Consider the following 20,904-nt stretch of genomic DNA (forward strand, 5'->3'; position numbering starts at 1 on the left):
TGTCTCCCGGCCCCGCCGTCGGCGTCCCCGGGACCACCACGGCGGACGCGATCCGGCCGACCGCCGCGCGGCAGGGGCCGAGACCGGCCGCCCGAAGGTGACTCCGGTCACCGAGCGCTGGCAACGCCACTACGATGGCGCGGTGTTGGTGAAGTGGATACGCTGCGGCGTCGTCGATCGGCCGGGTTTCGACCACGGTCAGCGCGGGTGGGCGGCGCTGCGGGAGCAGCCCGGGTTCCGCGGCCAGGGGGGCGGCTGGAGCAGGTCCCAGCCCGGGGTGGCGCACCTCTTCGCCTTCTGGGACGGGCAGCGCTCGTACGACGCCTTCATGGCCGGCCCGCACGACGGGATCGCGGCCGCGCAGGCCGAGACCTTCGAGATGCTCGCGGTGCGGCTCTTCGAGCACCGGCTGGACGTGAAGGTCGGCTTCGAGCCCCTCTTCTCCGACGCCGACCTGCTGCGGGTGGCCCTGTGCAAAGTACGGCCGGACCGTGCCGAGCACTTCACGCTGATGCAGCAGAGGGTGTGGAATCCCGCCATGGCCGGATCGCCCGGGATGCTGCGCGGCGTCTTCGGCCAGGGGACCGGGAGCGATTTCCTGGTGCTCTCCTTGTGGGACTCCGCCACGGAGCGCGGCAAGTACCGGGAGACCGCGGTGACGCGGCTGTCGGAGCGCGCCGAGCTGGACGCCGACGTGCTGTCCGTGGCGGGCGACGTGGTGGATGTGGTGGAGGCGTGGACGGTCTGAGAGGCGAGGGCGGCGGGGCGATCCCCGCGCAGCCCGCGGGCGCAGCGGCGCGGGCGCGCGCCGCGGCGGAAGGCCCGCAGGGGCAGGGGCAGGCGGAGACGGTGCGGCTGTTCGCCGCCGCCTACCGGATGCTGGGCTCGGCCGCCGCGGCGGAGCAGGTCGTCCGGGAGGTTCTCGCGGCGGGCCCCGACGGCGCCGCGGCCGACGGCGGCGCGCCGGACCTCGACGCGCTCGTGCGCGCCGTCTTCGCCGCCGTCCTGCACCGGGCGGACGTCGCCCGTCCCCGGCGCGAGGCGCACCCGGGGCCCTGGCTGCCCGAACCCGTGCTGACCGCCGGCGGCGCGCTGGGCCCCCTGAGCACGCCCGCGCTGCGCGCCGCGGTGTCCATGCCGCGCCTGGTCCTGCTCGAACGCATGCCTCCCGCCGAGCGGGCCTGCAGTGTCCTGCAGGAGCTCTTCGGGTACGGGCCGGCCGGCTCGGCCGCGGTGCTCGGCCTGGCGGAGACGCGGTGCGCCGCCCTGGAGCACCGGGCCAGGCAGCGGCTCAGGGAGGACGAGGGGGCCGCGCGCACGGCGGCCGACGAGGAGGCCCGCCGGCCCGCCGTGCAGGAGCTGCTGCGCGCCGCCACCGAGGCCGACCAGGAGGCGCTGGAGGTGCTCCTCGCCGACGACGTCGTGGCCTGGTCGGACGGCGGCGGCTCCGGCGTCCCGCGGCGCCCCGTGCTGGGCGTGGCGAAGGTCGCCCGCTTCCTGGCGGGCCTGCTCGCGAAGGCGCCGATGGGCACCTGGGGCAATCTCGCGGAGGTCAACGGGGACGCGGCCGTGGTGGCGACGGTCACCTCCGGCGTCGTCGGGGCCCTGGTGCCCGAGTTCGGTCCGCAGCGGCTGGTGGTCGGGGTCCGTACGATCTCCGATCCGGCCAGGCTGGCGTACCTGGGCCGGCAGTGGGCCGCGGCGGGGGCGACGGCCGCGGTGCCGGCCCAGGTGGCAGGGGCGGCGGGGGCCGCGGTGGCGCGGGCGCGCCGATCGGGCGCCGGATCGCCGGTACCCCCTCCGGCCCTTTAGTCTGATCGTCATGGGACGTCCTCGCCGTATCGTGCTGATCCGCCACGGCGAGTCCCAGGGCAACGAGGACGACACCATCTACGAGCGCGTCCCCGACCACGCCCTCGACCTCACCTCCGAGGGCGTCAGGCAGGCCGAGCTGGCCGGGGTGAAGCTGCGCGCGGTCTTCGGCGAGGAGCGCGTCCAGGCGTTCGTGTCCCCGTACCGCAGGACCTGGCGCACCTACCGGTCGCTCGGGCTCGACCCGCGGCTGGTGCAGGCCCGTGAGGAGCCCCGGCTGCGCGAGCAGGACTGGGGCAACTGGCAGGACGTGGAGGACATCCACCGCCAGCGCAAGGCCCGCGACTCCTACGGGCACTTCTTCTACCGGTTCGCCATGGGGGAGAGCGGGGCCGACGTCTACGACCGGATCGGGTCCTTCCTGGAGACGCTGTACAGGGCGTTCGAGCGGCCCGACTTCCCGCCGAACGTGCTCCTGGTCACGCACGGGCTCACCATGCGGCTGTTCTGCATGCGGTGGTTCCACTGGACGGTCGAGGAGTTCGAGACGCTCTCCAACCCCGCGAACGGCGAGACCCGGATGCTCCTGCTCGACCGGGCCGATCGCTACCACCTCGACCGGCCCTTCGAGCGCTGGGGCACCCCCGGGCCGCCCGGCGGCGGACTGCCCTGCTGAGTCCCGCCGAACCCGCCGCCGCCCCTGGCGACACCTTCCGGCAGGTCGCAGCCGACGGTCGTCCTCGCGTGCGCCGGTCAGTACGATGCCTCGAATGAAGCCAGATTTGTCGGCGTCATGATCGCGGACAGCGCCCGAGCCGGGCGTCTCGACCGCGCCATGGCCAGCCTGCGCGGACTCGCCGTCGGCGACGCGCTGGGGTCGCAGTTCTTCGTCCCCGCCAACTACGACGCGCTGCTGAGCGGGGCCCTGCCCCCCGGCCCCTGGCAGTGGACCGACGACACCGAGATGGCCTGCTCGGTGCTGGCGGTGCTGGCCGCCCACGACCGCGTCGACCAGGACGCGCTCGCCATGTCCTTCGCGGTCCACCACGACTTCGACCGCGGCTACGGTCCCGCCGTCAACCGGATGCTGCGGCAGATCCGCCAGGAAGGCGCCGACTGGCGCGAGCTGGCCGCCGCGCTCTTCAACGGCCAGGGGTCGTGGGGCAACGGCGCCGCCATGCGCGTCGCGCCGCTCGGCGCCTGGTACGCGGGCGACCCGGTACAGGCGACCCACCAGGCGGAGATCTCCGCGTACACCACGCACCAGCACCGCGAGGCCGTCGTCGGCGCGATGGCGGTGGCGGCGACCGCCGCGCTCGTCGCGGACCCGGACGGCCCGCGCACCCCCGACGCGCTTCTCGGCGCGGTGCTCGACCTGGTGCCGCGCAGCGCCGTGCACGCCGGGATCCGCCGCGCCCGCGACATGCTCGACTACGCGGACGTGGCCACCGTGGCGGCCGTGCTGGGGTGCGGCCGGCGCACCAGCGCCCACGACACCGTGCCCTTCGCGCTCTGGTCCGCGGCGCGTCATCTCGACGACTACGAGCGGGCGTTCTGGGTCACCGCGCGCGCCGGCGGCGATGTCGACACGACCTGCGCGATCGTCGGCGGGATCGTCGCGGGGCGGCCGGGCGGCCGGCCGCCGGCGGACTGGACGGAACGGACCGAAAGCCTCCCGGAATGGGCCGTACCGGCCTGATCGACCCTCTGTGGACGGCGGATTCGCGCGGGGTAGGCTGAGGCTGTCATGCCGTACGAACCTCCCACCCACAGCGTCGAACGCTCGATGCGCGCCAAGCTCGGCGTCCGCACCGTCGCCGGTGTCGACGAAGTGGGCCGCGGCGCCTGGGCCGGACCGGTCACCGTGTGCGCCGCGGTCACCGGACTGCGCCGGCCGCCCGAGGGACTGACCGACTCCAAGCTGATCACCCCCAAGCGCCGCGCCAAGATGGCCGCCGTCCTCACCGACTGGGTGAGTTCGTACGCCCTCGGCCACGCCTCCAACGAGGAGATCGACGCGCTGGGCATGACCGCGGCGCTGCGGCTGGCCGCCGTACGCGCCCTGGAGGCCCTGCCGGAGCGGCCCGACGCGGTGATCCTCGACGGCAAGCACAACTACCTGGGCGGCTCGTGGACGGTGCGCACCGTGATCAAGGGCGACCAGTCCTGCGTCGCTGTCGCGGCCGCCTCGGTGATCGCCAAGGTGCAGCGGGACGGTGCGATGGCCGAACTGGGCGCGCAGTGCACCCCCTTCGCCTTCTCCGAGAACGCCGGATATCCGTCTCCCGTCCACCGGGCGGCCCTGGAGGAGTTCGGTCCGACCGGTCACCACCGCCTGTCGTGGTCCTACCTGGACGCACTGCCCCGCTGGCAGCATCTGAAGAAGGTCAGGGACGGCGCCGACGGCGGGGAACAACTCGGTTTCGATTTCTGATGCGGGACCCACCCCCCGCTGCGCTTTCCCGGCGCGTTTGATAGACATCAACTCATGCCTCTCATCCCCGAGGAGCCTCAGATTCACGAGAGCGTCCCGGGTCCCCGCACTGCTCCGCTCAGCGGCCGCAGCGCGTCGACCCCCCGTCCTGTCCCCGGTCCGCCGCGACCCGCGGCCCCGCGGCCCGCAGCACCACGACCGGTGCCGCAGCAGCGCACCCCCGAACCCGCGGGCGCGCAGCTCCAACTCATCCCCGCCCCCCTCGACGGCGCCGTCGACGCAGTCGACGAGACGGTCGACCTGCTGCTGGACACCGGCCGCGCGCCCGGCGAGATCCTGGTCCTGACCACGGGAGAGCAGCATCCGTGGGCAGCCCATGAACTCACCTTCGGCGAGGCGTCCTACTGGGCGCAGCACGACGCCGCGGACGACGTCTTCTACGCCGGTATCGACGCCTCCCGCGCGACCGGACGCCCCGTCGTGGTCGTCGCGGTCAACGGCGGCGACGACGAGGAGCTGGCCCGTGGCCTGGGCGGCGCCCTCGCCCGCGCCGGCGTGCTGCTCATCGTGTGCGGCGATCCGGCGCGGATCAACCCGATGCTGGGCGCCAGCGCCTGAGCCCGCCGGGCTCCGGTCCGCGACGGCTCAGTACACGGCGGCCTGGCGCACGGGCTCCGGCGCCCCACCGGACGGTGCGGGCGCCGGCGCCGTGGTCCCGGTGCTCCGCGGTCTGGAGGCTGAGTTCGGCGTGCGCCCGCTGCGGTTCTCGCCCAGCACGTTCCAGCCGTCCGCGGTGAGCGTCACGTACGAGCCGCAGCGCAGGCCGTGCAGGACGCAGGCGTCCCGCAGCCCCCACATCCAGGCGCCGTCCTCGGCCGTCCAGCCGGGCGAGCCGTCCCGGCAGACCAGCAGCACCGCGGTCCTCGCTGGGCGGCGCAGCCGCAGGTCGTGCGGTATGACGCGGCGCAGGTGGGACAGCAGCGCGTTGCGCCGCTCCCAGCCGTCGACCACGCCGACCCGGCCGGCGAAGGACGCGCTCGCCCTGATCCGCCCGTCCGGGTCGTAGACGGCGACGATCGCAGTGGGCGGCGACGGCCGGTGCAGCCCGTGCAGGTCCTTGATCACCTCGCGGGGGTTCGCCAGCAGCGGCACCTCCGCGTCCGCCCACTCGGCGGTTTCCAGGTTTCTCGAGACCAGGGAGGAGGTGGAGGCGGACGACGCCGTAACGAAGCCGATGGTCACGGTCCTCCCTTCGGGATGCACCCGTGGACCGGGCGCGGGCGCACACCGGTCAGGGGGCTCGAAGAGCCGGTCGGGGATCCGGGCCCAATTCTTCCTCTCGTACTGCCATGCGGCAACGGGCAATTGGTGGCCGTCGACCGGTATGGGCCTGTCTGCCGGTTAGATCCCCCGTGTCCGCGTGGCATGGCGTGGCCTATCCCTGCACGGCCAGGACCAGCGGGAACACCTCCGGCACCCCGGCGCGCCGCAGCATCCGCGCCACCACCGCGAGGGTCCAGCCGGTGTCCGCGAAGTCGTCGACGAGCAGCACGGGGCCGGATGCGGCCGCCAGGGCCGCCGTCAGCTCCGGGGAGAGCGTGAAGGCGCTGTGCAGTGCCCTGACCCGCTGGGCGCTGTTGCTGCGCGGCACGCCGCCGGGGTCGCCGTCCGGGGCGTAGTCGACCCTTCCCAGCAGCGGCATCCGCCCGACCTCGGCGATCCGCGCGCCCAGCGACTCGACCAGCAGGCCGTGGCGGTGGGAGGCCACCGTCACCACACCGACCGGGCGGCCGGGCGCGTCGGGTGCGCCGCCGGCCCAACCGCCTTCGCTCCTCGCCCAGTCGGCGAGCACCTGCACCACGGCGTCGACGGCGTCGGACGGCACCGGCCCGTCGGCCGCGCCCTGGGCGAACAGCGGTCGCAGCCGGTTGCCCCAGCCGATGTCGGAGAGCCGGCCCAGCGCCCGGCCGGGGCGCGCCTGCTCGCCGGCCGGGATACGGCCCTTGAGCGCGACTCCCACGGCCTCCATCCCGGTCGGCCACATCTTGCGCTGCTCGATCTCCACCCCAGGCCGGCCCAGTGCGGCCCGCGCCGCGTCCAGCGCGCCGGCCGAGACCTCCAGCGCGAAGCGCGCCCCCGCGCAGTTGTCGCAGCGGCCGCACGGCGCGGCCTGCTCGTCGTCCAGCTGGCGGCGCAGGAACTCCATCCGGCAATCGGTGGTGCGGGCGTACTCGCGCATCGCGTCCTGCTCGGCCTCGCGCTGCCTGGCCACCCAGGCATACCGCTCCGCGTCGTAGGCCCACGGCCGGCCGGTGGCCGTCCAGCCGCCCCGCACCCGGTGCACCGCGCCGTCGACGTCCAGCACCTTGAGCATGATCTCCAGCCGGGAGCGGCGCAGATCGACGCGGGCCTCCAGCGCGGGCACGGACAGCGGGCGGTCGGCGGCCGCCAGGATGTCGAGGGTGCGGGTGACCTGCTCCTCCGGCGGGAAGGCGAGCGAGGCGAAATACCGCCAGATGGACGCGTCCTCACGTCCGGGCAGCAACAGGACCTCGGCGTGCTCCACGCCGCGCCCGGCCCGGCCCACCTGCTGGTAGTAGGCGATCGGCGACGACGGCGAGCCGACGTGCACGACGAAGCCGAGGTCGGGTTTGTCGAAGCCCATGCCGAGCGCCGAGGTGGCGACCAGCGCCTTGACCCGGTTGGCCAGGAGGTCCGCCTCTGCGGCCTCGCGGTCGGCGTTCTCGGTGCGGCCCGAGTAGGAGGCGACGGCGTGACCGCGCTGCCGCAGGAACGCGGTGATCTCCTCGGCGGCCGCCACCGTGAGCGTGTAGACGATGCCGGAGCCCGGCAGCGATTCGAGGTGGTCGGCGAGCCAGGCCAGCCGGTGCGCGGCGTCGGGCAGTTGCAGCACGCCGAGGGACAGGGACTCGCGCTCCAGCGTGCCGCGCAGCACGAGCGCGCCCTCGCTGTCGGGGCTGTCCGCGTCCCGCACCCCGGTGCCGAGCTGCTCCGCCACGTCGGCGGTGACCCGTGCGTTGGCGGTGGCGGTGGTGGCGAGGACGGGCACGCCGGGCGGCAGGTCGGCGAGCATCGTGCGCAGTCGCCGGTAGTCGGGCCGGAAGTCGTGGCCCCAGTCGGAGATGCAGTGCGCCTCGTCGACGACCAGCAGGCCGGTGGTCGAGGCGAGCTTGGGCAGCACCTGGTCGCGGAAGTCCGGGTTGTTCAGCCGCTCCGGGCTGACCAGCAGCACATCCACCTCGCCGGCCGCGACCTCCGCCTGGATCGCCTCCCAGTCCTCGGTGTTGGACGAGTTGATCGTGCGGGCGCGGATGCCCGCGCGGGCGGCCGCCTCGACCTGGTTGCGCATCAGCGCGAGCAGCGGCGAGACGATGACGGTCGGCCCGGCGCCGCGCTCGCGCAGCAACGCCGTGGCGACGAAGTAGACCGCCGACTTGCCCCAGCCGGTGCGCTGCACCACCAGCGTCCTGCGGCCCTGGGCGACGAGGGCCTCGACCGCCCGCCACTGGTCCTCGCGCAGCCGCGCGGCGCCCGGCTCGGCGCCGACGAGTCGGCTCAGTACGGTGTCGGCCGCTTGACGCAGCGCGCCTGTCGAATCGGTCATGGCCCCATGCAACCCGATCGCACCGACATCCCGCCAACTCCGGTCCGCGACCTGTGGACAACGCGGCCGCGAGTTTGTCCACAGGCATTTGGGGGGTCTGGCGCGGATCGTGCCGGATGCGCCATCGTCGAGTCATGACACAGAGCAACCGAATTCAGCACGGAAAGTCACCACGCGGGCTCGCCGAGGTCGAGGTCACCTTGCGCGGCCCGGCAGAGCTGGCCGACGCCCTGCCGTACCTCATGGGCTTCCACCCGACCGACAGCGCCGTCCTGGTGGCCCTGCACGGCGAGCACGGCCGCTTCGGCGGGCGGGTGCGCCTCGGGCTGCCGGAGCATCCGGAAACGTGGCCCGACGTGGCCGACCAGCTCACGGACTGCCTGCTCAGGAACAGCGCCCGGCACGGCCCGCCGCCGGACGCCGTCGTCGCCTTCCTCTGCCAGGACCCCCGCGAGGGCGAGCGGTCCTCCGAGGTGATGGAGCGCCTGCGGCCGCTGGCGCAGCAGCTCCGCCTCGCCTGCGGGCGACGGGAGGTCCCGGTCGTGGAGGCGCTGTGCGTCAGCGCCGGCCGATGGTGGTCCTACACGGCGGCCGAACCCGCCGCGGCGACGGCCGAGGGCGGCGCGCTGCCACCACCGGGCAGCACCGCCATGGCAGCCACCGCCGCCTACGTCGGGCTGCCCGCCCCGGCGTCCCTGCGGGACCTCGAAAGCCGCCTCAGGCCAGCCGCCGCACGCCACCGCGGCCACGAGATCGCGCTCGACGCGGCGTCGGCCGAACTCGTGCCGCGGATGCTGGCCGACCGCGACAGCGAGGACGCGATCAGGAAACGCACCCTGGCCCTGGCCCACGCGGCGCTGGAGCGGTTCCGCTCCGCTCCCGCGCTCGCCGACCAGGTCCGCGCGGACCGCCGGGACGACCGGCTGCTCGCTGACGGTGAGGCCGCCTCGATCATCCTCGGCCTCCAGGACAAGGAGGCCCGCGACCGGGTGGCGGAGTGGATGGAGCCCTTCCAGGCGGACGCGGCGCTGCGGCTGTGGCGCGCGCTGGCCCGCCGCTGCGCGGGACCCTACGCCGAGCACGCCGCGGCGCTGCTCGCACTGGCCGGCTGGGTGGCGTGGTCGTCCGGCGACGAGGCCGAGGCGCGCGCCGCCCTCGGGCTGGCCCTCGACCTCGACGGCCACCACACCTTCGCGCGACTGCTGCACCACGCCGTCAACGCCGGCCTCGACCCGGAACTGCTGCGCAGGTCCCTGCGGCGCGAGCGCCGCAAACGGGTGGTCGCCGCCGCCGCTACAGCTCGCCGCGGGCCAGCCGGAGGAGCCGGTCGAGGACCCGGCCGCCACTCACCCGGAGACCGTCGTGTTCGTACTCGTCGGTGACCCAGGTCCGCAAGCCGCGGATGGCCGCGGCCGTGGCCAGCGAGTCGGCGGTGTCGACGTACATGTCGTCGTGGTAGATCGCCGCGGCCACCGGCACCTCGTTGCGGGCCAACCGGTCCGGGGCGTAAAGGTCGGGCCACTGCTCGTGCTGCGCGAGCAGTTCCGCCGTCTCGCGCAGTGGTGCCAGCGCCGGATCGGTGCCGAACATCCACGGGTGGATGGTCTCGCCGGTGAAGAGCACCGGAGCGCCGTCGGCGAGCGCGGCCGCCGCGTCGAACTGCGGGAACTCCCCGCGGACCTGCTCGGCGGCCCACCCCGTGCCGCCGGCCGACACCGAACGCTGGCCGTAGATCGCCTCGTGGAGGACGGCGTAGAGGGGGTTCCCCGCGAAGGACAGGTGGTCCCGCACCTGGCAGAGGAAGGAGTCGGAGAGGACGGGCCCGGCGGGCGTGGAAAGGAAGGCGTCCTCGATCAGGTAGTGGAGGGTGTGGGAGCCGTTGCCGGAGCCCAGCATCAGCCCGAGGGACTGGAACGCCTCCGGCGTCAGCCGGCCCGCGCCCGGGAGCGTCACCTCGCGCTCGGCCAGCTGCCGGACCACCGCCCGCACGGCCTCCACGTCCCCGGGGTAGCGGTCGTAGTGGGCGCGGTTCTTGCGCTCGATCCGGGGATAGGCCGCCCGGTAGACGTCGTGCGCGGTGGACCGCAGTCCGGGCAGCCCGCCGGTGATCAGCACCTCGCGCAGGCCCTGCGGCGCGAAGGACAGGTAGGTGACGGCGCAGAAACCGCCGAAGCTCTGGCCGAGCACGCTCCACCGGCCGTCCTCGCCCAGCAGGCCGCGGCGGACGATCTCGCAGTCCCGCACGATGGAGTCGGCCCGGAAGTGCGTCAGATAGCGGGCCTGGGCGGCCGCGTCACCGCGGGTGGGAAGCGTCTGGCGGGTGGCCGGCGTGGACCGGCCGGTGCCGCGCTGGTCGAGCAGCAGCACGCGGTGGTCGTCCAGCGCGCGGGTGAGCCAGCCGTCACGGCCCAGCGGTCGCGGCGAGCGGCCGCCGGGACCGCCCTGGAGATACAGCAGCCATGGCAGGTCCTCCTTCGCCCGGCCCGCCGCCACGACCTCCCGCGCGTAGACCTCGATCCGCTCCCCGTCGGGCGCGTCGTGATCCAGCGGGACCGCGAAGGTGTGGTCGGTGAGCACGGTGCCTGGCTGGCGGTGGACGGCCATGGAAGATCTCCGTTGGATGCGGAAGCGAGCGGGTGGCGGGGGGAGCGGCGGCTCCCTTCCATGAACGGTAGACCTGCCGTGACCTGCGGGTGGAGGGGGCCGGTGCGGTGTGCCCGCGCGCCGGCGACGCTCGGGCGCCCGGGTGCGACCGGCCGCCGGGCGAGGGCCGGACCAGTCGGCCGGGCGAGGCGGTCGGGGGCCTGCGCGGCGGCTGCGGGCCGCGGTGGTCGGCCGGTGGCGTTTTCTCCGCGACCTGATCACGAACAGCCCGGATCCTGCTGTTTATCGTCAGGCAGACGCCTAAGATCGCGGCATGTCGCCCTACGACCCGTCGGCCTTCCCGCCCTTCGCCGTCACCGTCGACCTGGTCGTGCTCACCGTGCGCCAGCACGCGCTGTGCGCGCTCTCGGTGCGGCGCGGCGAGCCGCCGTTCCAGGGCCGGTGGGCGCTGCCCGGCGGGTTCGTGCGGGCCGACGAGGACCTGTCCCAGGCGGCCGCGCGCGAACTCGCGGAGGAGACGGGACTGCACGCGCAGAACGGCGCCCACCTGGAACAGCTCGCCACGTACGGCGATCCGCAGCGCGATCCGCGGATGCGGGTGGTCAGCGTCGCCCATCTGGTGCTGGCGCCCGACCTGCCGGCCCCGCGGGCCGGCGGGGACGCGCGCAGCGCACGGTGGGCGCCGGTGGAGACGCTGCTCGCCGAAGGGGGGCAGGAGGCGCCCGGTGAGCTGCCGCCGCTGGCGTTCGACCACAGCAGGATCCTGTCGGACGGGGTGGAGCGCGCCCGTTCGAAGATCGAGTACTCCTCGCTCGCCACGGCTTTCTGCCCGCCGGAGTTCACGGTGGGGGAGCTGCGCAGGGTCTACGAGGCGGTGTGGGGCGTGGCGCTCGACCCGCGGAACTTCCACCGCAAGGTGACCGGCACGGTCGGGTTCCTGGTGCCCACCGGGGGGACGACGACGCGTCAGGGCGGCCGGCCGGCGCAGCTGTTCAGGGCCGGCGGCGCCACCCTGCTGAACCCGCCGATGCTGCGACCGGAGGTCTGATCACCGCAGCACAGGTCCGATCCTGGAGCACGGTGTCCGAATTATGGTAATTGGGGCGTTATGGTGCTGGGGTGATCCAGGCCATCGGATTGACCAGCACCACGCCCCGGCGCCGCGCCAGGCCCGCTATCGCCGACCTCACCTTCGACGTCCGCCAGGGCGAGGTGACCGGCCTGCTCGGTCCGGCCGGGGCGGGCAAGACCACCGCGGTGCGCCTGCTGCTCGGCATCGAGCCCGGCCGCGGCGCGACCCTCGTCCACGGCCGTCCGCTGCACGAACTCCCCCACCCGGAGCGGGAGATCGGCGCCCTGGTCGGCGACGTGCCCTGCCACCCGCGCAGATCGGCCCGCGGCCACCTGCGGATGCTCTGCGCGGCCTTCGGGCTCCCGAACTCCCGCGCCGAGGACCTGCTCCACCTGGTGGGGCTCGACGCGATCGCCGACGAGCCGCTGGTCACGTACTCGCTCGGCATGGACCGCAGGCTCGGGTTCGCGGTGGCGCTGCTCACCCGTCCCCGGGCGCTGGTGCTCGACGACCCGGTGCGCGGGCTGCCGCCCCGCGAGGCCGCCTGGGTGCACGACCTGGTCCGCCGCCACGCCGAGGCCGGCGGCGCGGTCCTGCTGACGGGCCGGGATCCGCGCGCCCTGGCCCGTACCGCCGACCGCGTGCTCGCACTGGAGGAAGGCCGGCTGGTCGCCGACGAGTCCGCCGGGCAGTTCGCCAGGACCCGGCTGCGGCCCTACGTCGCGGTGCGGTCCCCGTACGCCCTGCGGCTCGCCGAACTGCTCTCGCGGAGCGGCGCCGAGGTGGTCCCGGCGGGGGGCAGCCGCATCGCCGTCTACGGGAGCAGCTCCGCGGCCGTCGGCGAGGCCGCCTATCGGCACGGCATCCTGCTGCACCAGCTCGCCGACCGGGTCGCGGGCGAGGAGGAGGCCGGCACGGGAGCGCCATGGGAGACGCCCCACCCCGCCGCCCCCGACCGGATGCCGGACCGGTCGCCGGAGGAGTCGCCCGAGGAGTCGCCGGTCGAGACCGCCGCCCGGATCGCGGTCCCGGCCGCGGACGGGGCGCCCGCCGGGCCCTCGCTCCGCGGGCGGCTGCGGACCGGTCCCGCCCGCCCGTTCGGCTATGAGGTGCGGCGCGGGTTCGGGGTGCCCACCCCCTGGTGGGGCATGGGCGCCGCGCTGCTCGGCTCGGCGGCCGGGACCGTGATGATGACGCGGTACGGCACCCCGCCGGCCGACCGGCTCGGCCTGATCTCCGGCTGGTCGCCCGAACTCCCGCTGCCCGCCGCCGCGATCGGGGCCGGCGGGCTCGGCGCGCTCAGCTACGGCCAGGAGTTCCGCCACCCCGCGCTGACCCCCGGCTACGGCCCCGAGCCGCGCCACCCGCGCCTGCTGCTCGCCAAGCTCGCCGTCGGCGCGGCGCTCGCCCTCCTGCTGGCCGCTCTGGCGGCGGTCGTCGACGTCGCGCTGCTGCGCACCGGCGTGGCCCCCGGCCCGGTTCCGGACCTGGCGGCGGCCTCGGGAACCTTGGCCGCGTGGGGCGCGCTCGCCGTCGGATGCGCCTGGGCGGGGGCGCTGGCGGCGGCCGCGTTCCGTACCACCGCACTCGGGATCGCCGCCGTGCTCGCGGTGCCGCTGGCGGCCGTACCCGCCGTGCGGATGCTGCTCGGTGCGCACGCGGGCCGGGAACTGGCGGACGCGGGCGGCGCGTTGTGGTCGCTGGTCAGCGGAGTGCCGCAGGGCGGCACCAACGCGCTGTCGGGGGTGCTGCGGTTCGCCGCCCAACCGCTGGTGCTGGCCCTGGCGCTGTGCCTGGCGGCACTGGTGGGGGCGTACGCGGCAAGCGCGTTGCGCGGGCGGCGGCGCGGACGCCGGCCAACTCCCGTTCCGGGCGGCCGAACTGTCCCGGCCACCGGAAAGAAGGGGTGATTCGTCCACATAAACGTCAATTATCAGGTGATGAGTGCTCACCCTTTCGTGTGCTTTTCAGCAAAGCCCTCAAGGCGCGCATCGGCATCGCCGACAAAGGATGCGTGAGTACCCTTGCGCATTCCATGATGACCGCGGCTCGCTCCGCCGACTCCGGTATCGCCGGTCCGGGCGAGCTGGACCGCTATCCGTACGCCGATGCCCCCGGCACCGACCGTCCCGGGCTGACGTCCTGGGAGGGCGTGGAGCCGGACATGAGCCGGGTCGGCCGCCGCGCCGGCGGCAGCCGCGGCCGGGGACTGCACGGCCAACTCGTCCAGCAGCTCGGACAGATGATCGTCTCCGGCGATCTCGGGGCGGACCGCCCGCTGGTGCCGGAGGAGATCGGCCAGCGTTTCGAGGTCTCCCGCACCGTCGTGCGCGAGTCGCTGCGCGTGCTGGAGGCCAAGGGCCTGGTCAGCGCCAGGCCCAACGTCGGCACCCGGGTCCGCCCGGTCAGCGACTGGAACCTGCTGGACCCCGACATCATCGAGTGGCGCGCCTTCGGGCCGCAGCGCGACGACCAGCGCCGCGAGCTCCTCGAGCTGCGCTGGACCATCGAGCCGCTCGCCGCCCGGCTCGCCGCCGGCCACGGGCGTGAGGACGTCCAGCAGCGGCTCGCCGACATGGCGGAGATCATGGCGCACGCCGCCGCCCAGGGCGACGCCCTCACCTTCACCCGGGCCGACGCCGAGTTCCACACCCTGCTGCTGCAGGTCGCGGGCAACCGGATGCTGGACCACCTGTCCGGCATCGTCTCCTCCGCGCTGCACGTCTCCGGCGGTTCCGCCACCGGCTGCGAGCGGCCGGGCGACGCGGCCGTCGGCCTCCACCACCGCATCGTCGACGCCCTCGCGGCGGCCGACGGCGGCACCGCCGAGGCGGCGATGCGCGAGCTGCTCGCGGTGCCGACCGGCCGGGTCACCGCCCCGCAGCCCGTTCCCGTCCAGTCCGCCCCGGCGCAGCCGGCCGTCGGCCAGCAGTCCGCGGCCGACCGGGTCGTCCCCCCGCCGCGCGAGCACTGACCGCGCCTTCGGCCGCCGCGGGTCCCGGAAGAGCCGGGGCCGGCGGCGGCCCCGTGTGTGGCAGATGCCCGGGTTCGCGGTAGTACGGTGAGATTCGGGGTGTGACTCGGGCCACGTAAGCTGGGCGTAACGCCTGGCGCGGCAGTGCGATGACTTAAGAGGTGGCCCCCGCGGGCGCAATGCCCGGCATCTCGTCTGGCGCTGAGTCGCCGCGCGGTACCACCGAGTCGTTCCCATCGTTCCGAGAGGTTGTTCGTGTCGGCCAGCACATCCCGTACGCTCCCGTCCGAGATCGCCGAATCCGAGTCTCTGATGGCGCTCATCGAGCAGGGTAAGGCCCAGGGCCAGATCGCCGGCGACGACGTGCGTCGAGCGTTCGAAGCGGACCAGATTCCGGCAACCCAGTGGAAGAACGTTCTGCGCAGCCTCAACCAGGTCCTCGACGAGGAGGGTGTGACGCTGATGGTGACAGCCGCTGAGGCGCCGAAGCGCACCCGCAAGAGCGTCGCAGCCAAGAGCCCGGCGAAGCGTACTGCCACCAAGACGGTCGCCACCAAGACGGCGGCCCCAGTCAACAAGACCGTTGCGCCCAAGGCCCCCGCTCCCGAGGCGGCGGTCGAGGCCGAGACCACGGTGGAGCCATCGGTGGAGGCGGAAACCCCAGCCAAGAAGGCGCCCGCGAAGAAGGTCGTCGCCAAGAAGGCGGCGGCCAAGAAGGCCCCCGCGAAGAAGGTGGCGGCCACGAAGAAGACCGCCGCCGCGCCGGGCGAGGACGAGGCCGTCGAGGCGGAGGACGTCCTGGAGGACGCCGCGCCCAAGGCCGCGGACGAGGAGACGGAGAAGACGGAGTCCGAGAGCTTCGTGCTCTCCGACGACGACGAGGACGACGCGCCCGCCCAGCAGGTCGCGGTCGCCGGCGCCACCGCCGACCCCGTCAAGGACTACCTCAAGCAGATCGGCAAGGTCCCGCTGCTCAACGCGGAGCAGGAGGTCGAGCTCGCCAAGCGGATCGAGGCCGGCCTGTTCGCGGAGGACAAGCTGGCCGCCGCCGACAAGCTCGCGCCCAAGCTCAAGCGCGAGCTGGAGATCATCGCCGAGGACGGCCGCTGGGCCAAGAACCACCTGCTGGAGGCCAACCTCCGCCTCGTGGTCTCGCTGGCCAAGCGCTACACCGGCCGCGGCATGCTCTTCCTGGACCTGATCCAGGAGGGCAACCTGGGCCTGATCCGTGCGGTCGAGAAGTTCGACTACACCAAGGGCTTCAAGTTCTCCACGTACGCCACCTGGTGGATCCGGCAGGCGATCACCCGCGCGATGGCCGACCAGGCCCGCACCATCCGCATCCCGGTGCACATGGTCGAGGTCATCAACAAGCTGGCCCGCGTGCAGCGCCAGATGCTCCAGGACCTGGGCCGCGAGCCCACCCCGGAGGAGCTGGCCAAGGAACTCGACATGACCCCCGAGAAGGTCATCGAGGTCCAGAAGTACGGCCGCGAGCCCATCTCGCTCCACACCCCGCTGGGTGAGGACGGCGACAGCGAGTTCGGCGACCTCATCGAGGACTCCGAGGCGGTCGTGCCCGCCGACGCGGTCAGCTTCACGCTTCTGCAGGAGCAGCTGCACTCGGTCCTCGACACCCTCTCCGAGCGTGAGGCCGGCGTGGTCTCCATGCGCTTCGGCCTCACCGACGGCCAGCCCAAGACGCTGGACGAGATCGGCAAGGTCTACGGGGTGACGCGCGAGCGGATCCGGCAGATCGAGTCCAAGACGATGTCCAAGCTGCGCCACCCGTCGCGTTCCCAGGTCCTCCGGGACTACCTGGACTGAGATTCGACCCCTAAAGCGCCCCTGACCATTGCGAACTTCGGTCAGGGGCGCTTCACTGTCTGAGCACAGGACTACTAGCCCAGATATCAGGCCACGCGATTCAGCGTGACCCCGTGCCCAGGGGGACGCCATCACCACCGACGAACTCACCACGCTCCTCGACTCCTGGATCCTCCACCTGCGAGCCGAACGAAAAAGCGCCCAGACGATCAAGACCTACAGCAACGGCATCCGCCGCTTCATCGCATGGTCGGAGCAGACCGGCCTTCCGCCGAACCTCGACCGGCCGACCGTCAACGCCTTCGTCGCGGCCCTCCTCGACGAGGGCGCCGAAGCAGCAACAGCCCGATCCCGGCAGCTGGCCCTCCGCCGCATGTCCGCGTGGCTCGCGGAGGAAGGCGAGATCGAAACGGACCAGATCGTGGGCCTCAAGCCCCCGAAGCTGGATAGCAAGATTGTTCCTGAACTATCCACGGATGAACTCGGGCAGCTCGTCAAAGCGTGCCAGGGCCCCGCTTTCCGGGAGCGCCGCGACGAGGCCATCGTGCGCCTGATGATCGAGACGGGCGCCCGCGCCGGCGAGGTCGTGAACATCGGCACCGCAGACGTCAGCCTCGCCGCGGGCACCGTCGTGATCCGCAAGGGCAAGGGCGGGAAGGGCCGCACGGTGCCCATCGGGCCGCAGACCACTCGTGCCATCGATCGGTACCTGCGACTGCGCCGCTCCCACCGCCTGGCGAACGCCCCTGAGCTGCTGCTGGGGGACCGAGGCAAGGGTTTCTCCTACGACGGGCTGTACAGCGCCCTGGTCTACCGCGCTGAGAAGGCCGGTCTGGAGGGGTTCCACCCGCACATCCTGCGACACACTGCGGCCGGGAGGTGGCTGGCCGCCGGCGGCTCGGAGGGCGGCCTAATGGCGGTTGCCGGCTGGTCGCGCCGAGAGATGATCGATCGCTATACGCGGGCGACGTCGGAGCGGCGCGCAGTGGAGGAGGCGCGACGGTTGCAGTTGGGGGACCTGTAGGCGTGAGCGAGCCCCCGACCCGGCTCCGGATGGGAAGCCGTGGTCGGGGGCTTGGTGCGTCACACTCCTGCGCGGTGCTTGACGCGGATGCGACCGTTGCCGAGACGGGGGAGGCGGGCGCGCAGGAGAATCAGCGCTCCTTCCTCGGTGGTTCGGGCCGGGTCGTATGCCATTCGAACGTGCTTCTCGTAGTCCTTGTAGACCAGGACGCTGCCTTCGCTGAGGGCTGCTTGCTCTACGAGCACCTGTGTCAACGTGACCCCCTGTTCACCCAGCTTGCCCCCCGGGGGCATGCCGGTTTCGCACGAGCGTTCGATCCCTGGCGAGGTCACATCACTCTACGTCTTTACGTGAAATTCACATAGTGATCGGAGTGAATCCGCACACATCATGACGACGACTCAACCCGCCTGATGGTTGCGCTGGTCGGCCTCTTTTTCGTCCCAGTCCTGAATGAGAGCGCGTTCAGGCTCCAGGGGCACCAGGGGAGCGTCAGGTTCGCGCAGCACCTCGCCCCCGCCCACCGCGGTCGCAGGGAGCCCTGCGTACTGGAACGACGCGGCGCGCTGTGCGCGGAGCGGGGCGACGCGCAGGCCGGCGGCGATGGCGGAGACCAGTTCCGGCGTCACGCGGATGCTGCGACCTTCTGAGACCTTGTGGAGCGTCGCCATGCTCGGGCGATAGCCGCTGGCGGGGTCGACCGCTCGGTCGTGGAACGCGCGGTAGGTGAGGCCGTTCGCGAGGGCGCTGGCGACGAGTTCCGTCAGCGTCTCGTGCTGCGAGGTCATCACGTGGCTCCATGTCCGCGTCGGGTGGGACAGGTGTGTCGGCTCACCCGTGGGGTGTACCCGTCCGGCGCAAGGTCATTGTCCACGATCGCGAACGCGCGCGGCCATGTGGCCAGCCCAAAGAGTCCGAAAAGCGCTGCGATGCGCGGACAAGTCACTGTAGCTCTGCGCAGTGCTGGACGCGGCGGCTAGTGCTGTGCTTAGATGTTCGTGTTCGCGAACGCGGACAACGGAGGTAGACACGACGTGCGCAAAGATCGCTATCGCCTGAATGACGGACAGCTCCTCAGTCGCCTGATGCGCTGCCCCGACCAGGGCGGACAGCGCCACACGCTACGTAGCCTCGCCGCCACCACGGGTGTCAGCAAAAGCAAGCTCGACTCCATGACCCACGGCAAACAGATGGACGTCACCGGGGAGCAGGCCGGCGCCATCGCGGAGGCCGTAGGGGTCGCAAGGGGGGCTCTTTTCACGCCAACCGCGTTCGTGATCGCGAACGCAAACGCCCTGAAAGGGGAGAACCGGTGACTCCGGAAGAGCGCAGGCTCCGCGCCAAGCTCGGCGCACACGTCAGCTGGGCGAACACCGCCGACCCGGCCGAGCGGACCGCGAAGGCCCGCCGCGCATTCGAGGCGCGGTTCGAGAGGGAGGCCGACCCGGAGGGCGTTCTGCCGCCGGAGGAGCGGGCGCGCCGTGCCAAGCACCTGCGGGACGCCTTCTACACCCGCATCCAGCTCAAGTCGGCAGAGACACGGCGCAAGAAGAAGGCGGCGCAGCAGACCGCCGCCTGATCCACCTACCCCCGCGTGGTGCGGGGGGCCGCCCGGTCCGGCCAAGAAGCGGGCGACCCCATCGGCATCACGCCTCACCAGATCGATCACACAGAGAGAGGCGAGAGCCTTGAACGAGAACTCTACCGACCGACGCGTCCAGCTGATGGCGGCGCTGTCCGCCGCGGAGCACGTCGTCGCGACGACGCCGGTCATCCCGAACAGCGTCGACGTGAGCGACGACTTGTCGATCTCCGTCTACATGCACGAGCGGCCTGAGGACGTCGCCGCCGCGGCGGACGCCTTCGAGTTGGCACTGTCGCTGCGCACGGACCACGGGGGTGCGGGGAGGCCGTACGTCCAGGGCAAGGGCAGCGTGCAGGGCGTCACGGTGCGGGTGTGGGCGCTCGGTGACGCCGACGAGCAGGAGCGGTACGCGGCGTGTGTGCCGGTGTCGAGTGAGGCGGCGCCGGGCGTGGACGGGATGCCGTCGGAGTGGTCTGCGGCAGGTGCGGCGTGAGCGCCCCGTTGAGCCCGGAGCGGCTCGCCGAGATCGCCGCCCGCGCGGAGGCCGCCACCGAGGGCCCGTGGGAACCATGCCCGGGTATTTCGCGGACGTTCTACGGCTACCTGCAGGGCGAGTACCTGCGGGGTGTGGGCGACATCAACTTCGGTGTGGGTGAGCAGGCGAATGCGGATCTCGCGTTCGTTCTGGCCGCGCGGGAGGACGTGCCGGCGCTGGTGGCGGAGCTGGACGAGATGCGGGCGGTCCTCGCGCAGTCGGAGCAGGAGTTGACGGGTGCTCGCCTCGCGTTGTGGGAGGAGGAGCAGGACACGCGGCGGTTGCGGGTGGCGCTCCGGTCAGCGCGGCGTGGCCGAGCGGCGGCGCGGACCCGGCTCGCGGAGCTGGAGGCGGAGCGGCACTCGACGAACGAGGCGCTCGACGATGCGGTCACCGCACTCCGCGACGCGGCCGCCGAGCGGCAGTTCGCCGTCGAGGCGGGGCACGCCGTCGCTAGCGGCGGCCCGGTCCTGCCCTGGCTGACCGCGCTGGACCCGGGCGACATCCAGGACCTCGCCTCCGATCTGGACGAGGCGACTATCGGTTGGAGGCGCGAGCCGGAGCAGGTCCTCGCACGTGTCGAGCAGGTCCTCGTTCAGTTCCGGGCCCGCGCTGCTGGGGCGGGTGAGCCCGCATGAGCGCCGTGTGGTTCCCCGAGGACGACCCGCCGATCGAGACCCCGGGCGGTGACGGCGATGCGTGAGCTGCTGATCCTCCTCCGCTTCGACTCGTACGTCGTCGCTCTGGGCGCGACGATCGCCGCCGCCACGATCATCACCTCGCACCGCGAGGAGGCCGCCGCCGGGCTCGCGGAGGGTGCGGAGCGGGTGGCCGCGTGGCGGGCGGCGGCTCGGGTGGCCGCGGTGTCCGCGCTGCTGTGGCTGCTCTCCCGCGTGGTGCTGCGGGCGCATGGCCGGCACCGGGCGAGGGCGAACGCATGATGGCCGACGCCGAGTACTACGAGATCAAGACCGAGGTCAGCGTCATCTTCCCCGCGTCCGGTGCCTCGGACCTGACCGACCCGTGGAACGGCCGCACGGTGATACCGGAGACCGTTCGGATCATCCTGATCAGCACCGAGACACCGGACGAGACCCGCGAATGGGCCTACGTCGACGTGACCGGCCCGCGCCGCCTGAGGTCCGGGGATCGGGGCCAGCCAATCACGTCGAACGGGTGGGAGACAGCCTTCCCGTCCGCCAAGGGACACACCTTCGTATCCCGCCCGGACTGGCTGACCGAGCTGCTGGCCGAGCACCTGCCCGAGGACTGGAACCGGGCGCTTCTGGGCCTGAAGGGCGGTGCGTGATGGCGCACCTCCTGACCGTCGCCGGGCTCGTCCTCGCCGCTTGGACTGTGCTCGCGCTGCTGCTGGGCATCGCCATTGGCCGCCGACTCCGGCGCGCCCGGCG

At 73.1% G+C, this 20,904-nt stretch carries 23 protein-coding genes; 18 read left to right on the forward strand and 5 right to left on the reverse strand.

Going from position 1 to position 20,904, the window contains the following annotated elements:
• Window positions 1-142 precede the first annotated feature (142 nt).
• The 6 genes from V2S66_RS26605 to V2S66_RS26630 all read left to right on the forward strand — a co-directional run bounded on the left by V2S66_RS26605 (window position 143) and on the right by V2S66_RS26630 (window position 4,864).
• Complete coding sequence (locus tag V2S66_RS26605; RefSeq protein WP_330799201.1) at window positions 143-748, forward strand: YdbC family protein; 606 nt, start codon at window positions 143-145, stop codon at window positions 746-748.
• Window positions 736-1,812 carry a sigma-70 family RNA polymerase sigma factor family protein gene (locus V2S66_RS26610; protein ID WP_330799203.1) on the forward strand — a complete coding sequence of 359 codons (1,077 nt, stop codon included), beginning with the start codon at window positions 736-738 and terminating at the stop codon, window positions 1,810-1,812. The genes V2S66_RS26605 and V2S66_RS26610 overlap by 13 nt, the downstream gene beginning before the upstream one ends.
• Before the next feature lie 10 nt (window positions 1,813-1,822).
• Window positions 1,823-2,488, forward strand: a complete 666-nt coding sequence (locus tag V2S66_RS26615; RefSeq protein ID WP_330799204.1) for a phosphoglycerate mutase family protein — start codon at window positions 1,823-1,825, stop codon at window positions 2,486-2,488.
• Window positions 2,489-2,605: 117 nt separating this feature from the next.
• On the forward strand, window positions 2,606-3,511 hold the full coding sequence (locus tag V2S66_RS26620; protein WP_330799205.1) for an ADP-ribosylglycohydrolase family protein: 906 nt from the start codon (window positions 2,606-2,608) through the stop codon (window positions 3,509-3,511).
• 48 nt (window positions 3,512-3,559) lie between these two features.
• Window positions 3,560-4,246, forward strand: coding sequence for a ribonuclease HII (locus V2S66_RS26625; protein ID WP_330799206.1), 687 nt, complete (start codon window positions 3,560-3,562; stop codon window positions 4,244-4,246).
• A 54-nt stretch (window positions 4,247-4,300) separates the two neighbouring features.
• Window positions 4,301-4,864: a hypothetical protein gene (locus tag V2S66_RS26630; RefSeq protein WP_330799207.1), complete on the forward strand. Its 564-nt coding sequence runs from the start codon at window positions 4,301-4,303 to the stop codon at window positions 4,862-4,864.
• Between the two features lie 27 nt (window positions 4,865-4,891).
• On the opposite strand, the gene V2S66_RS26635 is transcribed toward V2S66_RS26630, so the two are convergent.
• Both V2S66_RS26635 and V2S66_RS26640 read right to left on the reverse strand, forming a co-directional pair.
• Window positions 4,892-5,488 carry a hypothetical protein gene (locus tag V2S66_RS26635; protein WP_330799209.1) on the reverse strand — a complete coding sequence of 199 codons (597 nt, stop codon included), beginning with the start codon at window positions 5,486-5,488 and terminating at the stop codon, window positions 4,892-4,894.
• Between the two features lie 193 nt (window positions 5,489-5,681).
• Window positions 5,682-7,871, reverse strand: coding sequence for a RecQ family ATP-dependent DNA helicase (locus V2S66_RS26640; RefSeq protein WP_330799211.1), 2,190 nt, complete (start codon window positions 7,869-7,871; stop codon window positions 5,682-5,684).
• A gap of 134 nt (window positions 7,872-8,005) precedes the next feature.
• Between V2S66_RS26640 and V2S66_RS26645 the strand changes: the two genes are divergently transcribed.
• Window positions 8,006-9,253 (forward strand): DUF4192 domain-containing protein, encoded by a 1,248-nt coding sequence (locus V2S66_RS26645; protein WP_330799212.1) that lies wholly within the window; start codon window positions 8,006-8,008, stop codon window positions 9,251-9,253.
• Here the strand turns inward: V2S66_RS26645 and V2S66_RS26650 are convergent.
• Complete coding sequence (locus V2S66_RS26650; protein WP_330799213.1) at window positions 9,165-10,475, reverse strand: alpha/beta fold hydrolase; 1,311 nt, start codon at window positions 10,473-10,475, stop codon at window positions 9,165-9,167. The genes V2S66_RS26645 and V2S66_RS26650 overlap by 89 nt on opposite strands.
• 313 nt (window positions 10,476-10,788) lie before the next feature.
• On the opposite strand from V2S66_RS26650, the gene V2S66_RS26655 reads away from it, so the two are divergent.
• The 5 genes from V2S66_RS26655 (at window position 10,789) to V2S66_RS26675 (ending at window position 17,372) form a co-directional block, all read left to right on the forward strand.
• The gene (locus V2S66_RS26655; protein WP_330799215.1) at window positions 10,789-11,523 is read left to right on the forward strand and encodes an NUDIX hydrolase; all 735 of its coding nucleotides are present in this window, start codon (window positions 10,789-10,791) and stop codon (window positions 11,521-11,523) included.
• 71 nt (window positions 11,524-11,594) lie between these two features.
• On the forward strand, window positions 11,595-13,457 hold the full coding sequence (locus V2S66_RS26660) for an ABC transporter ATP-binding protein (RefSeq protein WP_330799216.1): 1,863 nt from the start codon (window positions 11,595-11,597) through the stop codon (window positions 13,455-13,457).
• Between the two features lie 104 nt (window positions 13,458-13,561).
• Entirely contained in the window at window positions 13,562-14,521 is a 960-nt protein-coding gene (locus V2S66_RS26665) for a FadR/GntR family transcriptional regulator (RefSeq protein WP_330799217.1), read from the forward strand.
• Window positions 14,522-14,776: 255 nt separating this feature from the next.
• Window positions 14,777-16,348 carry an RNA polymerase sigma factor gene (locus V2S66_RS26670; RefSeq protein ID WP_330799218.1) on the forward strand — a complete coding sequence of 524 codons (1,572 nt, stop codon included), beginning with the start codon at window positions 14,777-14,779 and terminating at the stop codon, window positions 16,346-16,348.
• A 130-nt stretch (window positions 16,349-16,478) separates the two neighbouring features.
• Complete coding sequence (locus V2S66_RS26675) at window positions 16,479-17,372, forward strand: tyrosine-type recombinase/integrase (protein WP_330799232.1); 894 nt, start codon at window positions 16,479-16,481, stop codon at window positions 17,370-17,372.
• Between the two features lie 59 nt (window positions 17,373-17,431).
• On the opposite strand, the gene V2S66_RS26680 is transcribed toward V2S66_RS26675, so the two are convergent.
• A complete protein-coding gene (locus tag V2S66_RS26680) occupies window positions 17,432-17,617 on the reverse strand; it encodes a hypothetical protein (protein ID WP_330799220.1) in 186 nt (61 codons plus the stop codon).
• A 156-nt stretch (window positions 17,618-17,773) separates the two neighbouring features.
• Window positions 17,774-18,160, reverse strand: a complete 387-nt coding sequence (locus V2S66_RS26685) for a hypothetical protein (protein WP_330799221.1) — start codon at window positions 18,158-18,160, stop codon at window positions 17,774-17,776.
• 204 nt (window positions 18,161-18,364) lie between these two features.
• Here V2S66_RS26685 and V2S66_RS26690 point away from each other — a divergent pair, with 204 nt between their 5' ends.
• The 6 genes from V2S66_RS26690 (at window position 18,365) to V2S66_RS26715 (ending at window position 20,801) form a co-directional block, all read left to right on the forward strand.
• Window positions 18,365-18,688: a hypothetical protein gene (locus V2S66_RS26690; protein ID WP_330799222.1), complete on the forward strand. Its 324-nt coding sequence runs from the start codon at window positions 18,365-18,367 to the stop codon at window positions 18,686-18,688.
• Entirely contained in the window at window positions 18,685-18,951 is a 267-nt protein-coding gene (locus V2S66_RS26695) for a hypothetical protein (RefSeq protein WP_330799223.1), read from the forward strand. Before V2S66_RS26690 ends, V2S66_RS26695 begins: the two co-directional genes overlap by 4 nt.
• Before the next feature lie 109 nt (window positions 18,952-19,060).
• Window positions 19,061-19,450 (forward strand): hypothetical protein, encoded by a 390-nt coding sequence (locus V2S66_RS26700; RefSeq protein ID WP_330799224.1) that lies wholly within the window; start codon window positions 19,061-19,063, stop codon window positions 19,448-19,450.
• A complete protein-coding gene (locus V2S66_RS26705; protein ID WP_330799225.1) occupies window positions 19,447-20,130 on the forward strand; it encodes a hypothetical protein in 684 nt (227 codons plus the stop codon). The genes V2S66_RS26700 and V2S66_RS26705 overlap by 4 nt, the downstream gene beginning before the upstream one ends.
• A gap of 57 nt (window positions 20,131-20,187) precedes the next feature.
• Window positions 20,188-20,433, forward strand: coding sequence for a hypothetical protein (locus V2S66_RS26710; protein WP_330799226.1), 246 nt, complete (start codon window positions 20,188-20,190; stop codon window positions 20,431-20,433).
• Window positions 20,430-20,801 (forward strand): hypothetical protein, encoded by a 372-nt coding sequence (locus V2S66_RS26715; RefSeq protein ID WP_330799227.1) that lies wholly within the window; start codon window positions 20,430-20,432, stop codon window positions 20,799-20,801. The genes V2S66_RS26710 and V2S66_RS26715 overlap by 4 nt, the downstream gene beginning before the upstream one ends.
• The last annotated feature ends 103 nt before the right edge of the window (window positions 20,802-20,904 follow it).

This window comes from Actinacidiphila polyblastidii, from assembly GCF_036353415.1.
Classification (GTDB): domain Bacteria; phylum Actinomycetota; class Actinomycetes; order Streptomycetales; family Streptomycetaceae; genus Actinacidiphila; species Actinacidiphila polyblastidii.

Coding starts and splice junctions, on each gene's coding strand:
- V2S66_RS26710 (WP_330799226.1), top strand. CDS start 20,188: ATGCGTGAGCTGCTGATCCTCCTCCGCTTCGACTCGTACGTCGTCGCT.
- V2S66_RS26630 (WP_330799207.1), top strand. CDS start 4,301: ATGCCTCTCATCCCCGAGGAGCCTCAGATTCACGAGAGCGTCCCGGGT.
- V2S66_RS26690 (WP_330799222.1), top strand. CDS start 18,365: ATGTTCGTGTTCGCGAACGCGGACAACGGAGGTAGACACGACGTGCGC.
- V2S66_RS26645 (WP_330799212.1), top strand. CDS start 8,006: ATGACACAGAGCAACCGAATTCAGCACGGAAAGTCACCACGCGGGCTC.
- V2S66_RS26615 (WP_330799204.1), top strand. CDS start 1,823: ATGGGACGTCCTCGCCGTATCGTGCTGATCCGCCACGGCGAGTCCCAG.
- V2S66_RS26650 (WP_330799213.1), bottom strand. CDS start 10,475: ATGGCCGTCCACCGCCAGCCAGGCACCGTGCTCACCGACCACACCTTC.
- V2S66_RS26620 (WP_330799205.1), top strand. CDS start 2,606: ATGATCGCGGACAGCGCCCGAGCCGGGCGTCTCGACCGCGCCATGGCC.
- V2S66_RS26715 (WP_330799227.1), top strand. CDS start 20,430: ATGATGGCCGACGCCGAGTACTACGAGATCAAGACCGAGGTCAGCGTC.
- V2S66_RS26655 (WP_330799215.1), top strand. CDS start 10,789: ATGTCGCCCTACGACCCGTCGGCCTTCCCGCCCTTCGCCGTCACCGTC.
- V2S66_RS26625 (WP_330799206.1), top strand. CDS start 3,560: ATGCCGTACGAACCTCCCACCCACAGCGTCGAACGCTCGATGCGCGCC.
- V2S66_RS26685 (WP_330799221.1), bottom strand. CDS start 18,160: ATGACCTCGCAGCACGAGACGCTGACGGAACTCGTCGCCAGCGCCCTC.
- V2S66_RS26640 (WP_330799211.1), bottom strand. CDS start 7,871: ATGACCGATTCGACAGGCGCGCTGCGTCAAGCGGCCGACACCGTACTG.